Annotated in this window: 2 protein-coding genes; both read left to right on the top strand. The window is 45.1% G+C overall.

The window, feature by feature from the left end; translation table 11 throughout:
* The first annotated feature begins 132 nt into the window (after positions 1–132).
* The gene (locus BN1247_RS00025; RefSeq protein ID WP_054948546.1) at positions 133–567 is read left to right on the top strand and encodes a hypothetical protein; all 435 of its coding nucleotides are present in this window, start codon (positions 133–135) and stop codon (positions 565–567) included.
* Between the two features lie 384 nt (positions 568–951).
* A partial coding sequence (locus BN1247_RS00020) for a hypothetical protein (protein ID WP_147675139.1) occupies positions 952–1,270 on the top strand: 319 nt, incomplete at its 3' end.

The following is a 1,270-nucleotide window of genomic DNA, read 5'->3' as shown; positions in this document are numbered from 1 at the left end:
CACCAAACCCCGATCCCATAAAAACACAGTTATGCACTTATTATCCATCACACTCAAATGTCAAGGGCTGAAATACGGTGAATGAGTGAGGAAACACGAGATAAAACTAATTTATAGTGGGAGGAAGGGACAATGAAACTTGATCTAAATGCCCCTATTGAGCCATGGAAGGGTTTGGGGGGCCTAGAGTTATACACCCATATAACGGAGGTATACGATCTTTTGCAACCCATTAATGTAAGGGAGCATTTGCCAGGGAAGTTCGCAGTTAGGTATGAAATAGAAAATGACATTGATCTCTGGTTTAGTATTACTAATGGAAAGCTATTTAAACTGACGGCGTCAGAAAACTATGAGGGTTTGCTTTTCAATCAGATTCACGTTGGCATGCATATTGATGATGCGTTAAAAGTGGAGCCCTCCTTTGAATACGACGAATTTGAAGAAGTGTATGTCAGTCAAAAAGGGATATACATCGAAACAGATCCCGTAACCCATCGGGTTCTATGGATCTCTGTTTTTGTGAAGGAAATAGATGACGAGGACTTTGATAGGGGAAAGTGGTGACCACTAACCGCTGCCGCTGGATCAAGTCCTAATTTGTGTGTAAAATAGCCTTGACTAGAATGAGCATCGATCATGGCTTGACATGTAGCCCACGCGGGCATGATTCCTTGCACTTGAGCAATGTGGAATGACACATTGCATGGCGAACCACCCTATCATGCCCGCCTCTTATTTAGAGTCTGTGCCACGTGAGAATGACCTCGGGTGCGGATGGTATTTCTTTGTCGCTGATCAGAAGTGCTCCGGTATGATCAAAATACCTATTACATTCCTTAATATTGGATCTCATAGCTACATGCTCGCATTTTCTGACAGTTTTGCTTCCTTTCGTTAGGATGAGTATTGTCGCTTTAGACTTCTCGTTTAGGCGAAGGCAATCCCCATGTGAACAACTTCCAACCTCACGACATGTACTACCCCGGCCGTCCGCTAGAGCCGTATCAAGACGCCCCGCTTGCGATCAACCACTTTTTGACGGATCATGAGATAACGCCCTTCATCAAGGAAATTGATAAAATTCACGCGGTGGATCAGACGGCAGAAGTGGAAGGCACCAAAGGGATGACTCCGGAGGGGCTTGCAAAAGAGGCGCTATATGAGGCGGGGGAATTTGCTGGTATTAACGACTTTTATCGTGCTATTTTCGGCGAGGAGCCCATTTTTGAGCAGGAAATATCGGAGGAGGAGTGGGAGGAGTCTGTTG

This window comes from Numidum massiliense (assembly GCF_001375555.1).
Lineage (GTDB): Bacteria > Bacillota > Bacilli > Thermoactinomycetales > Novibacillaceae > Numidum > Numidum massiliense.
The sequence above is the reverse complement of the archived record's forward strand: the minus strand, read 5'-3'. Positions and strand labels throughout refer to the sequence as shown.